Source organism: Escherichia sp. WS3227_2, assembly GCF_046486495.1.
GTDB classification, from domain to species: Bacteria; Pseudomonadota; Gammaproteobacteria; order Enterobacterales; family Enterobacteriaceae; genus Escherichia; species Escherichia coli.
The window spans coordinates 15,022-28,596 of the sequence record NZ_JBJQLG010000011.1 but is presented as its reverse complement, the minus strand read 5'-3'; the positions used below and the strand labels follow the sequence as shown (position 1 = coordinate 28,596).

Below are 13,575 nucleotides of genomic sequence, written 5' to 3'. Positions count from 1 at the left end.
CGTCAGAGATTAAGTGAACCTTAAGACTTCAATTGGCCTGATAAGACAGCGTCACATCAGGCCATCCGTTTCAGCTTATTCATCAATTCGCGGATGTTGCTGCACCAGGCGAGTACGTTTCGCCTGCAAATCGGCAATCTCGTGGTCAATATCATCGATTTTCTGCTCGATATTATCGTAATGCTCGACGAGAATTTCCTTCGCTTCCTGTATATCTGACGCCGCCGGTGTCGCACCTTTCAACGGACGATTTGCCGTCTCTTTCATGGTTACGCCGGTGATTAAACCAACCACCGCCACTACCATCAGGTAATAGGCTGGCATCATCAGATTCTGCGAGCTTTCGACCAGCCAGGCCGCCAGCGTTGGCGTCAGACCGGCAACCAGCACCGAAATATTAAATGCCGCCGCCAGCGCGCTGTAACGGATATGCGTCGGGAACATCGCTGGCAAGGTAGAAGCCATAACGCCCGTAAAGCAGTTAAGGATCACCGCCAGCATCAGTAACCCGGCAAAAATCAGGCCGATGACGTTACTGTTAATCAGAATAAACGCCGGGATTGCCAACACAAACAGTGCAACACTACCAAGTAGCACAAACGGACGACGGCCAAAACGGTCACTCAGCAAGCCCATCACCGGCTGGACAAACAGCATACCGATCATAATGGCGATAATAATCAGCACCCCGTGGTCTTCGGAGTAATGCAGGTTATGCGACAAATAACTCGGCATATAGGTCAGCAACATGTAGTAAGTCACGTTGGTGGCAATTACCAGACCAATACATGTCAACAGGCTGCGCCAGTATTTAGTGGCAATCTCTTTAAACGAGACTTTCGGGCCATCCTGCAAACCTTCACGGTCGCCCTGTTCCAGTTTATCAACATGCTGCTGGAACGCCGGGGTCTCTTCCAGCGCATGGCGCAGGTAAAGCCCGATAATCCCTAACGGCAGAGCAATAAAGAACGGAATACGCCAGCCCCAGTCGAGGAAGTTCGCTTCGCCGACAATGGTCGAAATTAACACCACCACGCCCGCACCCAGCACAAACCCGGCAATAGAACCGAAGTCCAGCCAGCTGCCCATAAAGCCACGTTTACGGTCAGGGGAGTATTCCGCAACAAATATCGACGCCCCGGTATATTCACCACCAACCGAGAAACCTTGTGCCATCTTACAGATCAACAGCAGAATCGGTGCCCAAATACCAATCGTGTCGTAGGACGGTATTAAGCCAATACAGAACGTACTGATCGACATAATCACAATAGTGATAGCGAGGATCTTCTGGCGACCATATTTATCGCCCAACATACCAAAGAAGAGTCCGCCAAGCGGTCGAATCAGAAAGGGAACGGAGAAAGTGGCAAGTGCAGCAACCATCTGCACGCTGGGGTCAGCCCCCGGGAAAAAAACTTTACCTAATGCGTAAGCAACAAAACCATAAACACCAAAATCGAACCATTCCATTGCATTACCCAGTGATGCTGCGGTAATGGCTTTACGCAGTTTACCGTCATCAATAATGGTGACATCACGAAGGGTAATCGGTTTTACTTTTTTCCTTTTCAGCATAGCTTTCCTCGCAGAGTTGGCCCATTTCCGCAAACGCCAGAAAAATCAGCGCGACGGCCGCAAAAGGGGAGCGGGAATTGCAGGATGCAATCTCTGTAACAAGCGTAGCGGGTTTGCTTACACCCTCCGGTTAAGGAATGTACAATCAAACCAGTTGACGCCTGAATTGGGCAGTTAATGACCTTTTTACCCTACCAGCGTTTAAATTTGTGATCAACTTCACACATGGATTTCGTTTAGGACTCATTGATGTAACTGATTATTTACACCAAATTTACAGAGAAGATTTCCTCGACCATTGCCCCCGCCAGACGCTGCGCTGAACAGAGTCGTGGCATCCCCAGCGCGACAGTTTGCCAGCGTTGGGTCACTGACCAGCAAACGGGTTGTTTATCTGCCGTGGTCCACTTTCCCAGCCAACTTAAAAAATCAGCATGATCCCCGCCCGTCGGAACGGTCGAAGAGGCAAACCACTGATGGTAATAGTGACGCGTGGTCGGGGCCGCATTGATACTCTCTGCCAGATGTTGTGTCGCTTTCACGCGCAAATCACCCAGCAACAACGCCACCGCTTGCGGGCTTCCCAGACGGCAGGCATCGCCAAATGCCCCCCAGCGCAACTCCTCCAGAACGATAAAACAGCGCCCAGGCAACGACCAGGCGTTATACGCCCCAGCACGCCAGCGGGTAAAAATTTGCTCGCTCTGTTCACCCGCCTGCACCAGTAGGCCTCGTTGCGTTAACGCCTTTTCCTTCCAGCGACAACGGGCTGAAAACCACTCATACAAGGCGGCAATTTGCTGGGGGAGCTCCGGGAAAGCAGAGTGCTGGCGGTGATCCATTTTTTGCAGCAGCGCCAGATGTTGCGCGATCTGCGTCAGCGCCAGATGACCGGGATCCAGCATCGAAGCCAGTTTTTCCACCAATGTCAGACGCAGGCTAAGCGGCGCATTTAACATCCCGCCGTTCGTCCATGCCTGAAGCTGCACACGCGCAAGAAGTTCCTGCATCAGTCGTTCACGAAACTGCTGCTGATGGGCTTGTGGATGGCGGGCATCATCGCCCTGCGCCAGATCCACTAAAAAGCGCGGATGAACCGACTCCAGCACGCGACCGGGGCCGTCCAGTAACGTCTTGGTCAATATCGTTCTGCCGTGAAAAGTGTTTGAATATCATCGCGTAACAGCTGAGCGTCGGTGTAAATCCAGCTGTGAGTCATCACAGCCTGCTGCAATTGCTGCTGCATCAGCCTGACCACCGATTCATTTTGTTGACGCAGAGCCAGGCTTTCGCGTAAACGCGTCTGTAATTCCGTCAAACATGAAGCGAACTCAGCGAAAAAAGTATTCATGCCTGCCGTAACAGATTCATCGACCTGCTCTGCCAGAACTTTAGCCATTTGTTGGCAATAAAGATCGACTTCTGCGCTTAATGCTCGTTGCAACACACTGTAATCAACCGTCTCTGTCGGGGATTTCTCATTTCCCCGTCCCCAGTCGGGCTGATTCAACCAGCGCGAAAAAGTCTCACGCACAACGCCTAAACGCGTGCTCTGCTCGTCCGTTGCTTCCTGGCGCGAAATGACTTCACTGAACAGCTGGCGAGTGTTGAAGTGGGGAACTGCGCCGTGAAAAACAGGAAAATGAAACCCAGGACGAAACCCTGACTCGCTCAATTCCATTTTGATTTGTTGCTCAATGGGGCGAATAACATCGGTTAACACCCGGCAAAGAGTGGATTCCAGCTCGGCAAAACGCAGCGTAAAGTCGCGACTGATGGTGTTCTGCGCCGTCTGTAACAGTGTCTCACAGCGGGTACGAATCTCGCTTAACGGCTCCGAATCATCCTGAAACCAGGCGGCTAACTGCGCATTCAGCGCATCTTGCTGTTGACGCAGAAAGTGGTTGGCGGAGGTCAGGGCCAGCTCGATTTCATGTTTAATCTCGCCGCTCACCTGCGCCTGATTGAGTTGCAATAGCTGCAAACTTTCTTCGACCTGATGGATATTTTGCCGCAATTGTTCACAAGCGACGTTTAACCCGTGCGCACGAAAATCCAGGTATTCCCGCGCCTGCTGCGCGTAATTCAACAGTTTATGCGCGGCAGATCGCAGAGCATACAACGAGGCGTTAGCGTAAGCGGCATGAAGCAACGCCTGAATTGGCTGGGCGAACAGCGAATCTTCCCACAACTGATCGGCAGCATGACGAATATGTTCGAGGTCCGCCAGATCGGCATGACGCCAGCGCCTGCCGAGCGCGGCATGGGCAAAATCTTCCACCCAGCGTTGTTGCTCTGGCGGTGGTAACTTACCGTTGTTGGCTAACTCATGGCGCGCCCGATTCGCCAGGTAGCCCCACATCGACGACACCGGAAATATCTGCTGTGGCGTAATACAGCCTTTCATCAGCGTCCCGGAAATCAGTGCCCGCACCTGGTCGGCGTCGTCACTGTTACGATCCTGTTGATCGAACTTATTGACCAGCACATACAGCGGCACCGATTGCCCCACCGCCAAAATCGCCTCACGGACCTCTTCATCGGAGATCGATTTCAGTTGCGTATAATCCAGCACCGCCAGTACCGCCGAGGCGCGTGCCAGCTGCTGGTTAAGCATTTTTTGCAGATGCGGTTGCCCGGCTTCATTTGGCCCAGGGGTATCCAGTAACGTCAACTGACCGGGATAACTCTCCAGCCCCGCCAGATGGACAAACTCCACTTCAATCACGGGAATATACTCAATGGCGGCGTAAGCAGAAAAAGGAAAATCGACGTCCAGCGCCTTCGCCAGTCGCACCAAATCATTCAAACTTTTCAGACAATGAAAAATAGGCTGGGCACCCAGATAATATTTTTCGAAAGCGACGCCATTTTCGATCCGCTGCATAAGCGCACGCATATCTTTATCTATTTCCAGCACATCGGTCAGATGCTTAATATCGCAATCACACAGGCGCTGTTGTAATTTTTGAATTAAACAATCGATTGGCGCGACATGTGAAAAATGCAGTACCGGTTCCTTTTGCCCGGGCGTATGGCGAATAAGCGTCGGCAGCGCAGTCATTGGGCGATTACGATTAGGCAAAACCTCCGTACCAACAATGGCATTAATGGTAGTTGATTTCCCTGCTTTCATGGTACCGACAATCGCCAGCACCATTTCCAGTCGGGAAATTTTACGCAACTCATTATTCAGCATCGCGTGACGTTCGGCGATATTAGGCTGACTCCAGGGTAAAGCCAGTTGTGGCGCATCGTCTCCGGGGACAGAGAGAGGCATTTTTTCCAGTAACTGCAACTGTTGGCGAGAAAGCTGTAACAGGCGTTCAGCCTCCTGACTTAACTCATACAGGGTCTGTGTGTACATAGAAAATTCTTCCTTAAAGCAAATTTTATTACTTTTATTTAGCCAGATTGTTTTTGAGTTCTGTTTTCGGCTTTTATAATTACTGCAAGAAATAATTTTATATTTAGAGTATTATTTTTTATTAGAATAAATAACGTCTTCCGATACGTTTAAAACGTCAGAAAGATAAAAATATCATTTGAATTAAAAAAAGAACAAGTAGAGCATTAACCTTATCTTAAATAATAAATGGAGGCAAAAAGATTATTTTCTTTTTGCGTTTACTTTCAAATGAAAACGATCGTCGTCTAAAATCAGCAGTACCCCCGACAAACTCAGGGATTTTGTGTATAATTGCGGCCTTTTTCGGCAATCTGCCGTTTTTTGGCGCTTTTGCCCTGCTGACTTTTGAGGAAATCCACATGTCATTACCACACTGCCCAAAATGCAACTCCGAATACACCTACGAAGATAACGGCATGTACATCTGCCCGGAATGTGCCTACGAATGGAACGACGCAGAACCTGCACAGGAAAGCGACGAGCTGATCGTTAAAGATGCTAACGGCAATCTGCTGGCTGACGGCGACAGCGTTACCATCATTAAAGATCTGAAAGTGAAAGGTAGCTCTTCGATGCTGAAAATTGGCACCAAAGTGAAAAACATCCGCCTGGTTGAAGGCGACCATAACATCGATTGCAAAATCGACGGTTTTGGTCCGATGAAACTGAAATCTGAGTTTGTGAAAAAGAACTGATTGTATTGTGATCGGTAAGCCGGATAAGGCGCTCGCGCCGCATCCGGCAACGATGCCGACAGCCTGATGCGACGCTGACCGCGTCTTATCAGGCTTCCCTCTCATCTGTATAAATTTCGAACTACACTTAACTGGCTTCTCTTAACTGAGGTCACCATCATGCCGTTAAGTCCCTACCTCTCTTTTGCCGGTAACTGTGCCGACGCAATTGCTTATTATCAACGTACGTTGGGCGCTGAACTGCTCTATAAAATCAGCTTCGGCGAAATGCCAAAATCAGCGCAGGACAGCGCCGAGAACTGCCCTTCCGGAATGCAATTTCCCGATACCGCCATCGCCCACGCCAATGTGCGCATTGCCGGAAGCGATATCATGATGAGCGATGCTATACCGTCAGGAAAAGCCAGCTACTCCGGCTTTACGCTGGTGCTCGATTCGCAACAGGTCGAAGAAGGAAAACGCTGGTTTGATAACCTTGCAGCTAACGGAAAAATCGAAATGGCCTGGCAGGAAACTTTCTGGGCGCATGGCTTTGGCAAAGTCACCGATAAATTTGGCGTACCGTGGATGATTAATGTCGTCAAACAACAACCAACGCACTAACCCGCCGGGAGGGCCGCCCTCCCGCACTGTCATCGAAATCTCGTTAACTCTTCATCCGTTAGTCACTTTTAGTTAACAAAATCGTCACAATAATCCGCCACGATGGAGCCACTTTTTTAGGGAGGCTGCATCATGCAAACGATTATCCGTGTCGAGAAGCTCGCCAAAACCTTCAATCAGCATCAGGCGCTGCACGCGGTTGATCTGAACATTCATCACGGTGAAATGGTGGCTCTGCTTGGGCCGTCGGGTTCCGGCAAATCCACCCTTTTACGTCACTTAAGCGGTTTGATTACCGGCGATAAATCTGCCGGTAGCCATATCGAGCTGCTGGGCCGCACAGTCCAGCGCGAAGGCCGCCTGGCCCGCGATATCCGCAAAAGCCGCGCCAACACCGGCTACATCTTCCAACAATTCAACCTGGTGAATCGCCTGAGCGTACTGGAGAACGTGCTGATTGGCGCGCTCGGCAGCACGCCATTCTGGCGCACCTGTTTTAGCTACTTCACCCGCGAGCAGAAACAGCGCGCGTTACAGGCGCTGACCCGCGTTGGCATGGTGCATTTTGCCCATCAGCGCGTTTCCACCCTCTCCGGCGGGCAACAGCAGCGTGTGGCGATTGCCCGCGCGCTGATGCAGCAGGCGAAGGTGATTCTGGCCGATGAACCCATCGCCTCGCTGGACCCGGAATCAGCGCGCATCGTGATGGACACCCTGCGCGACATCAACCAGAACGACAGCATTACCGTGGTCGTCACGCTGCATCAGGTGGATTACGCCCTGCGCTACTGCGAACGCATCGTCGCCCTGCGCCAGGGGCACGTCTTCTACGACGGCAGCAGCCAACAGTTTGATAACGAACGCTTTGATCATCTCTATCGCAGCATCAACCGCGTCGAAGAGAACGCGAAAGCTGCCTGACATCCCCATCATTGAGGAAAACGAATGAACGCTAAGATAATTGCCTCGCTGGCCTTCACCAGCATGTTCAGCCTCAGCACCCTGTTAAGCCCGGCGCACGCCGAAGAGCAGGAAAAGGCGCTGAATTTCGGCATTATTTCAACGGAATCACAGCAAAACCTGAAACCGCAATGGACGCCGTTCTTACAGGATATGGAGAAGAAGCTGGGCGTAAAGGTCAACGCCTTCTTTGCCCCGGACTACGCGGGCATTATCCAGGGGATGCGCTTCAATAAAGTGGATATCGCCTGGTACGGCAATCTGTCGGCGATGGAAGCGGTGGATCGCGCCAACGGTCAGGTCTTCGCCCAGACGGTCGCAGCAGATGGATCGCCGGGTTACTGGAGCGTGTTGATCGTCAACAAAGACAGTCCGATCAACAACCTGAACGATCTGCTGGCGAAGCGTAAAGATCTCACCTTCGGCAATGGCGATCCTAACTCTACCTCTGGCTTCCTCGTCCCCGGCTACTACGTCTTCGCCAAAAACAATATCTCCGCCAGCGACTTCAAGCGCACCGTCAACGCCGGGCATGAAACCAACGCGCTGGCCGTCGCCAACAAGCAGGTGGATGTGGCGACCAACAACACCGAAAACCTCGACAAGCTGAAAACCTCCGCGCCAGAGAAGCTCAAAGAACTGAAGGTGATCTGGAAGTCGCCGCTGATCCCAGGCGATCCGATCGTCTGGCGCAAGAATCTTTCCGAAACCACCAAAGACAAGATCTACGACTTCTTTATGAATTACGGCAAAACGCCGGAAGAGAAAGCGGTGCTGGAACGCCTGGGCTGGGCCCCGTTCCGCGCCTCCAGCGACCTGCAACTGGTGCCGATTCGCCAGCTCGCGCTGTTTAAAGAGATGCAGGGCGTGAAAGGCAATAAAGGGCTGAATGAGCAGGACAAGCTGGCAAAAACTAGCGCCATTCAGGCGCAACTGGATGACCTGGACCGCCTGAACAACGCGTTAAGCGCGATGAGTTCGGTGAGTAAAGCGGTGCAGTAATGTGCTCGATCGGTCCCCTCTCCCACAGGGAGAGGGAGAAAACATTAAACGGAGCAATATATGCAAACCATCACCATCGCCCCACCCAAGCGCAGCTGGTTCTCGCTTCTGAGCTGGGCCGTTGTTATCGCCGTGCTGGTCGTCTCGTGGCAGGGCGCGGAAATGGCCCCGCTCACGCTGATTAAAGACGGCGGCAACATGGCGACGTTCGCCGCCGACTTCTTCCCGCCCGATTTCAGCCAGTGGCAGGATTACCTCACCGAAATGGCCGTCACGCTGCAAATCGCCGTCTGGGGCACCGCGCTGGCGGTGGTTCTCTCCATCCCCTTCGGCCTGATGAGTGCTGAAAACCTGGTACCGTGGTGGGTCTACCAACCTGTACGCCGCCTGATGGACGCCTGCCGCGCCATTAACGAGATGGTCTTCGCCATGCTGTTCGTGGTCGCCGTCGGTCTCGGTCCGTTCGCTGGCGTACTGGCGCTGTTTATCCACACCACCGGCGTGCTCTCCAAACTGCTTTCCGAAGCGGTAGAAGCAATTGAACCCGGCCCGGTGGAAGGTATTCGCGCCACCGGTGCCAACAAGCTCGAAGAGATCCTCTACGGCGTGCTGCCGCAGGTGATGCCGCTGCTGATCTCCTACTCCCTCTATCGCTTCGAATCCAACGTCCGTTCGGCCACCGTTGTTGGCATGGTCGGCGCTGGCGGGATCGGCGTCACCCTGTGGGAAGCGATTCGCGGTTTCCAGTTCCAGCAAACCTGCGCCCTGATGGTGCTGATTATCGTCACGGTCAGCCTGCTGGATTTCCTCTCTCAACGGTTGCGTAAGCACTTTATCTGATAAGCGAGGCATTGATATCTATGCACTTGTCTACACATCCGACCAGCTACCCAACACGCTATCAGGAGATAGCCGCAAAACTTGAGCAGGAGCTTCGTCAACACTACCGCTGCGGCGACTATCTTCCCGCCGAGCAGCAACTGGCGGCGCGCTTTGAGGTGAACCGCCACACCCTGCGCCGCGCCATCGACCAACTGGTGGAAAAAGGCTGGGTACAGCGCCGTCAGGGCGTCGGCGTGCTGGTGCTGATGCGCCCGTTCGATTACCCGCTCAACGCTCAGGCGCGTTTTAGCCAGAACCTGCTGGATCAGGGCAGCCATCCCACCAGCGAAAAACTGCTGTCTGTGCTGCGCCCGGCCTCCGGTCACGTCGCTGACGCGCTGGGGATAACCGAGGGCGAGAACGTTATCCACCTGCGCACCCTGCGCCGGGTCAACGGCGTCGCGCTCTGTTTAATCGACCACTACTTTGCGGACCTCACCCTCTGGCCGACGCTGCAACGCTTCGACAGCGGCTCGCTGCACGATTTTCTGCGCGAGCAAACGGGGATTGCGCTGCGCCGCAGCCAGACGCGGATCAGCGCCCGCCGCGCCCAGGCCAAAGAGTGCCAGCGTCTTGAAATCCCGAATATGTCGCCGCTGCTGTGCGTGCGCACCCTTAACCACCGTGACGGTGAAAGCAGCCCGGCGGAGTACTCCGTCAGCCTGACGCGCGCCGACATGATTGAATTCACTATGGAGCACTGAATGCACGCAGATACCGCGACCCGCCAGCACTGGATGTCCGTACTGGCACACAGCCAACCGGCTGAACTGGCAGCCCGCCTGAAGGCGCTGAACATCACTGCCGACTATGAAGTAATCCGCGCCGCTGAAACCGGCCTGGTGCAGATTCAGGCGCGGATGGGTGGCACCGGCGAACGCTTTTTTGCTGGCGACGCCACGCTCACCCGCGCCGCCGTACGCCTGACTGACGGCACGCTCGGCTACAGCTGGGTGCTGGGGCGCGACAAACAGCACGCCGAACGCTGCGCGCTGATCGACGCGCTGATGCAGCAAACCCGCCATTTTCAAAACTTATCAGAAACTCTTATTGCCCCGCTGAACGCTGACCGTATGGCACGCATTGCCGCACGCCAGGCCGAAGTAAACGCCAGCCGGGTCGACTTCTTTACGATGGTTCGCGGAGATAACGCATGACCCTGGAAACCGCTTTTATGCTTCCCGTGCAGGATGCCCAGCACAGTTTTCGTCGCCTGTTAAAGGCCATGAGCGAGCCGGGCGTGATTGTCGCCCTGCATCAGCTCAAGCGCGGCTGGCAGCCGCTGAATATCGCCACCACCAGCGTGCTGCTGACGCTGGCCGATAACGACACGCCGGTGTGGCTTTCTGCGCCATTAAGTAACGATATCGTCAGCCAGAGCCTGCGTTTTCATACCAACGCGCCGCTGGTCAGCCAGCCGGAACTGGCGACCTTCGCGGTAACGGATGAGGCGATTTCCAGCGAACAGCTCAACGCTCTTTCCAGCGGCACCGCTGTTGCGCCGGAAGCGGGCGCGACGCTGATTTTACAGGTCGTCAGCCTGAGCGGCGGGCGCATGCTGCGCCTTACTGGCGCGGGTATTGCCGAAGAACGAATGATCGCTCCGCAGCTGCCGGAGTGCATTCTGCACGAACTCACCGAGCGCCCGCACCCGTTCCCGCTCGGCATCGACCTGATCCTGACCTGCGGCGAGCGGTTGCTGGCTATCCCGCGAACCACTCATGTGGAGGTGTGCTGATGTACGTTGCCGTGAAAGGGGGCGAGAAGGCGATCGACGCCGCCCACGCCCTGCAAGAGAGCCGACGCCGGGGCAATACCGATTTGCCTGAACTGAGCGTCGCCCAGATTGAACAGCAGCTTAACCTTGCGGTGGATCGCGTGATGACCGAAGGCGGCATTGCCGACCGCGAACTGGCGGCGCTGGCGCTGAAACAGGCCAGCGGCGATAACGTCGAAGCGATTTTCCTGCTACGCGCCTACCGCACCACGCTGGCGAAGCTGGCGGTAAGCGAGCCGCTCGACACCACCGGGATGCGTCTCGAACGGCGTATTTCAGCGGTTTATAAAGATATTCCCGGCGGCCAGCTGCTTGGCCCAACCTACGACTACACCCATCGCCTGCTCGATTTCACCCTGCTGGCAAACGGCGAAGCGCCGACGCTGACCACAGCCGACAGCGAACAACAGCCGTCGCCGCACGTTTTCAGCCTGCTGGCGCGTCAGGGGCTGGCGAAGTTTGAAGAAGATAGCGGCGCACAGCCGGACGACATCACCCGCACGCCGCCGGTTTACCCCTGCTCACGCTCCTCCCGCCTGCAACAATTAATGCGCGGCGACGAAGGCTATTTGCTGGCGCTGGCCTACTCCACCCAGCGTGGTTACGGGCGCAATCACCCGTTCGCGGGCGAGATCCGCAGTGGCTATATCGACGTGTCTATTGTGCCGGAAGAGCTGGGATTTGCGGTGAACGTCGGCGAACTGCTGATGACCGAATGTGAAATGGTCAACGGTTTTATCGACCCGCCGGATGAGCCGCCGCACTTCACGCGCGGCTACGGACTGGTGTTCGGCATGAGCGAGCGCAAAGCGATGGCAATGGCGCTGGTTGACCGTGCGTTGCAGGCTCCGGAGTACGGCGAGCACGCGACAGGCCCGGCACAGGATGAAGAGTTCGTGCTGGCGCATGCCGACAACGTCGAAGCCGCAGGCTTTGTCTCGCACCTTAAACTCCCGCACTACGTCGATTTCCAGGCCGAACTGGAGCTACTCAAACGTCTGCAACAGGAGCAGAACCATGGCTAATCTGAGCGGCTACAACTTTGCCTACCTCGACGAGCAGACCAAACGCATGATCCGCCGCGCCATCTTAAAAGCGGTGGCGATCCCCGGTTATCAGGTGCCGTTTGGCGGGCGCGAGATGCCGATGCCCTACGGCTGGGGAACCGGCGGCATACAGCTTACCGCCAGCGTGATTGGCGAAAGCGATGTGCTGAAGGTGATTGACCAGGGCGCGGACGACACCACCAACGCGGTGTCGATCCGTAACTTCTTTAAGCGCGTGACCGGGGTAAACACCACTGAACGTACGGACGATGCGACGCTTATCCAGACGCGTCACCGCATCCCCGAAACGCCGCTGACCGAAGATCAGATCATTATCTTCCAGGTGCCAATCCCGGAACCGCTGCGCTTTATCGAGCCGCGCGAAACGGAAACCCGCACTATGCACGCGCTGGAGGAGTACGGCGTGATGCAGGTGAAGCTGTATGAAGATATCGCCCGCTTCGGTCATATCGCCACCACCTATGCCTATCCGGTGAAGGTGAACGGGCGCTACGTGATGGACCCGTCGCCGATCCCGAAATTCGATAACCCAAAAATGGACATGATGCCCGCCCTGCAGCTGTTCGGCGCAGGACGCGAGAAGCGCATCTATGCGGTGCCGCCGTTTACCCGCGTGGAAAGCCTCGATTTCGACGATCACCCGTTCACCGTTCAACAGTGGGATGAGCCGTGCGCCATCTGCGGATCGACCCACAGCTATCTCGACGAAGTGGTACTGGATGACGCCGGAAACCGCATGTTTGTCTGCTCCGATACCGATTATTGCCGCCAACAGAGCGAGGCGAAAAGCCAATGAATCAACCGTTACTTTCGGTCAATAACCTGACCCACCTTTACGCGCCGGGCAAAGGCTTTAGCGATGTCTCTTTTGATTTATGGCCGGGGGAAGTGCTGGGCATTGTCGGGGAGTCCGGCTCCGGGAAGACCACGCTGCTGAAATCAATCTCCGCGCGCCTGACGCCGCAGCAGGGGGAGATTCGCTATGAAAACCGCTCCCTCTATGGCATGAGCGAAGCCGACCGCCGCCGTTTACTGCGCACCGAATGGGGCGTGGTACATCAGCATCCGCTCGACGGCCTGCGCCGCCAGGTGTCGGCAGGCGGCAATATCGGCGAGCGGCTGATGGCGACCGGGGCGCGTCATTACGGCGACATCCGCGCCACCGCGCAGAAGTGGCTGGAAGAGGTGGAGATTCCCGCCAACCGGATCGACGACCTGCCGACCACCTTTTCCGGCGGTATGCAGCAACGTTTGCAGATTGCCCGCAACCTGGTGACGCATCCGAAGCTGGTGTTTATGGATGAACCGACCGGCGGGCTGGATGTATCGGTACAGGCGCGCCTGCTCGATCTGCTGCGCGGTCTGGTGGTGGAGCTGAATCTGGCGGTGGTGATTGTCACCCACGATCTGGGCGTCGCCCGCCTGCTGGCGGACCGTTTGCTGGTGATGAAACAGGGGCAAGTGGTGGAGAGTGGGTTAACCGACCGCGTGCTCGACGACCCGCACCACCCGTACACCCAGTTGCTGGTGTCATCGGTTTTGCAGAATTGAGCCGGTGCCGGATGCGGCGTAAACGCCTTATCTGGCCTACAAATGCGCTCC

At 55.3% G+C, this 13,575-nt stretch carries 14 protein-coding genes; 11 read left to right on the top strand and 3 right to left on the bottom strand.

The genetic code is table 11. The features are described from left to right. Positions 1–75: 75 nt before the first annotated feature. From proP to crfC, 3 genes are all read right to left on the bottom strand, one after another. Positions 76–1,578, bottom strand: coding sequence for a glycine betaine/L-proline transporter ProP (proP, locus tag ACJHXB_RS16270; protein WP_001298520.1), 1,503 nt, complete (start codon positions 1,576–1,578; stop codon positions 76–78). A gap of 263 nt (positions 1,579–1,841) precedes the next feature. Then, entirely contained in the window at positions 1,842–2,720 is an 879-nt protein-coding gene (locus ACJHXB_RS16265) for a YjcZ-like family protein (RefSeq protein ID WP_097447032.1), read from the bottom strand. After that, a complete protein-coding gene (crfC, locus tag ACJHXB_RS16260) occupies positions 2,717–4,945 on the bottom strand; it encodes a clamp-binding protein CrfC (protein WP_097447031.1) in 2,229 nt (742 codons plus the stop codon). The genes ACJHXB_RS16265 and crfC overlap by 4 nt, the downstream gene beginning before the upstream one ends. 401 nt (positions 4,946–5,346) lie before the next feature. On the opposite strand from crfC, the gene ACJHXB_RS16255 reads away from it, so the two are divergent. The 11 genes from ACJHXB_RS16255 to phnK all read left to right on the top strand — a co-directional run bounded on the left by ACJHXB_RS16255 (position 5,347) and on the right by phnK (position 13,524). Continuing rightward, positions 5,347–5,682 carry a zinc ribbon domain-containing protein YjdM gene (locus tag ACJHXB_RS16255; protein WP_001300891.1) on the top strand — a complete coding sequence of 112 codons (336 nt, stop codon included), beginning with the start codon at positions 5,347–5,349 and terminating at the stop codon, positions 5,680–5,682. A gap of 159 nt (positions 5,683–5,841) precedes the next feature. Further along, on the top strand, positions 5,842–6,285 hold the full coding sequence (gene yjdN, locus ACJHXB_RS16250; protein ID WP_001131317.1) for a VOC family metalloprotein YjdN: 444 nt from the start codon (positions 5,842–5,844) through the stop codon (positions 6,283–6,285). A 132-nt stretch (positions 6,286–6,417) separates the two neighbouring features. Next, the gene (gene phnC, locus ACJHXB_RS16245) at positions 6,418–7,206 is read left to right on the top strand and encodes a phosphonate ABC transporter ATP-binding protein (protein WP_097447076.1); all 789 of its coding nucleotides are present in this window, start codon (positions 6,418–6,420) and stop codon (positions 7,204–7,206) included. A 24-nt stretch (positions 7,207–7,230) separates the two neighbouring features. Then, positions 7,231–8,247 carry a phosphonate ABC transporter substrate-binding protein gene (gene phnD / locus ACJHXB_RS16240; RefSeq protein WP_000991995.1) on the top strand — a complete coding sequence of 339 codons (1,017 nt, stop codon included), beginning with the start codon at positions 7,231–7,233 and terminating at the stop codon, positions 8,245–8,247. Between the two features lie 60 nt (positions 8,248–8,307). Beyond that, positions 8,308–9,087: a phosphonate ABC transporter, permease protein PhnE gene (phnE, locus tag ACJHXB_RS16235; RefSeq protein ID WP_001296658.1), complete on the top strand. Its 780-nt coding sequence runs from the start codon at positions 8,308–8,310 to the stop codon at positions 9,085–9,087. A gap of 20 nt (positions 9,088–9,107) precedes the next feature. Then, positions 9,108–9,833, top strand: a complete 726-nt coding sequence (gene phnF / locus ACJHXB_RS16230) for a phosphonate metabolism transcriptional regulator PhnF (protein ID WP_001295387.1) — start codon at positions 9,108–9,110, stop codon at positions 9,831–9,833. Beyond that, positions 9,834–10,286: a phosphonate C-P lyase system protein PhnG gene (gene phnG / locus ACJHXB_RS16225; RefSeq protein ID WP_000542771.1), complete on the top strand. Its 453-nt coding sequence runs from the start codon at positions 9,834–9,836 to the stop codon at positions 10,284–10,286. After that, positions 10,283–10,867: a phosphonate C-P lyase system protein PhnH gene (gene phnH / locus ACJHXB_RS16220; RefSeq protein WP_000171624.1), complete on the top strand. Its 585-nt coding sequence runs from the start codon at positions 10,283–10,285 to the stop codon at positions 10,865–10,867. The genes phnG and phnH overlap by 4 nt, the downstream gene beginning before the upstream one ends. After that, positions 10,867–11,931: an alpha-D-ribose 1-methylphosphonate 5-triphosphate synthase subunit PhnI gene (gene phnI, locus ACJHXB_RS16215; protein WP_001305710.1), complete on the top strand. Its 1,065-nt coding sequence runs from the start codon at positions 10,867–10,869 to the stop codon at positions 11,929–11,931. Before phnH ends, phnI begins: the two co-directional genes overlap by 1 nt. Beyond that, positions 11,924–12,769, top strand: coding sequence for an alpha-D-ribose 1-methylphosphonate 5-phosphate C-P-lyase PhnJ (gene phnJ, locus ACJHXB_RS16210; protein ID WP_000002284.1), 846 nt, complete (start codon positions 11,924–11,926; stop codon positions 12,767–12,769). The genes phnI and phnJ overlap by 8 nt, the downstream gene beginning before the upstream one ends. Next, entirely contained in the window at positions 12,766–13,524 is a 759-nt protein-coding gene (gene phnK, locus ACJHXB_RS16205; protein WP_001075536.1) for a phosphonate C-P lyase system protein PhnK, read from the top strand. The genes phnJ and phnK overlap by 4 nt, the downstream gene beginning before the upstream one ends. Positions 13,525–13,575 lie beyond the last annotated feature (51 nt).

Coding starts and splice junctions, on each gene's coding strand:
- proP (WP_001298520.1), bottom strand. CDS start 1,578: ATGCTGAAAAGGAAAAAAGTAAAACCGATTACCCTTCGTGATGTCACC.
- crfC (WP_097447031.1), bottom strand. CDS start 4,945: ATGTACACACAGACCCTGTATGAGTTAAGTCAGGAGGCTGAACGCCTG.
- ACJHXB_RS16255 (WP_001300891.1), top strand. CDS start 5,347: ATGTCATTACCACACTGCCCAAAATGCAACTCCGAATACACCTACGAA.
- yjdN (WP_001131317.1), top strand. CDS start 5,842: ATGCCGTTAAGTCCCTACCTCTCTTTTGCCGGTAACTGTGCCGACGCA.
- phnC (WP_097447076.1), top strand. CDS start 6,418: ATGCAAACGATTATCCGTGTCGAGAAGCTCGCCAAAACCTTCAATCAG.
- phnD (WP_000991995.1), top strand. CDS start 7,231: ATGAACGCTAAGATAATTGCCTCGCTGGCCTTCACCAGCATGTTCAGC.
- phnE (WP_001296658.1), top strand. CDS start 8,308: ATGCAAACCATCACCATCGCCCCACCCAAGCGCAGCTGGTTCTCGCTT.
- phnF (WP_001295387.1), top strand. CDS start 9,108: ATGCACTTGTCTACACATCCGACCAGCTACCCAACACGCTATCAGGAG.
- phnG (WP_000542771.1), top strand. CDS start 9,834: ATGCACGCAGATACCGCGACCCGCCAGCACTGGATGTCCGTACTGGCA.
- phnH (WP_000171624.1), top strand. CDS start 10,283: ATGACCCTGGAAACCGCTTTTATGCTTCCCGTGCAGGATGCCCAGCAC.
- phnI (WP_001305710.1), top strand. CDS start 10,867: ATGTACGTTGCCGTGAAAGGGGGCGAGAAGGCGATCGACGCCGCCCAC.
- phnJ (WP_000002284.1), top strand. CDS start 11,924: ATGGCTAATCTGAGCGGCTACAACTTTGCCTACCTCGACGAGCAGACC.
- phnK (WP_001075536.1), top strand. CDS start 12,766: ATGAATCAACCGTTACTTTCGGTCAATAACCTGACCCACCTTTACGCG.